General features: G+C 67.5%; 1 protein-coding gene. It reads left to right on the forward strand.

The features are described from left to right. On the forward strand, positions 1-255 hold a 255-nt coding region (locus tag IU459_RS40675; protein ID WP_195134369.1), incomplete at both ends, for an aldehyde dehydrogenase family protein.

Raw genomic sequence — 255 nt, forward strand, 5'->3', positions numbered from 1 at the left:
CGGCAAGAGTCCCAACATCGTCTTCGCCGACGCGGATCTCGACCTCGCGGTGACCGGCTCGGTCAACGCGTGGCTGTTCAACCACGGCCAATGCTGCGTCGCGGGCACCCGGATGTTCGTGCAGGACACGATCTTCGAACAGTTCACCCAGGCGGTCGCCGACGCGGCCGGCCAAGTGAAGATCGGCCCCGGCCTCGACCCCGACACTCAGCTCGGCCCGCTGGTCTCCCAGGAGCAGTTCGATCGCGTCACCGG

The organism is Nocardia amamiensis (genome assembly GCF_015477605.1).
Taxonomy (GTDB): Bacteria; Actinomycetota; Actinomycetes; order Mycobacteriales; family Mycobacteriaceae; genus Nocardia; species Nocardia amamiensis_A.